1 pseudogene is annotated in these 206 nt (G+C 33.0%); it reads left to right on the top strand.

Features of this window, described 5'->3' with window-relative positions:
• A pseudogene (locus tag COE25_RS32535) lies at nucleotides 1-206 on the top strand (RNA-guided endonuclease InsQ/TnpB family protein); the annotation flags it as partial.

Genomic DNA, 206 nt, shown 5'->3' with positions numbered 1-206 from the left:
TCCAATCAACAAACAATAAAAAAGGTATATGATGATTGGAAAAGTTTCTTCGAAGCCTCTAAGAAATATAAAACCATGCCTACTAGCTTTTCAGGAAAGCCAAAGATTCCTAAGTATAAACCGAAGAATGGACGTACGACTTCTTATTTAACCAATCAAATTACCAAAATTAAAAATGGAAATGTGCTTTCATTACCAGGAACTCC

The organism is Bacillus sp. AFS031507 (assembly GCF_002584635.1).
Taxonomy (GTDB): Bacteria; Bacillota; Bacilli; order Bacillales; family Cytobacillaceae; genus Neobacillus.
This window is presented reverse-complemented; position numbering and strand designations above follow the sequence as displayed.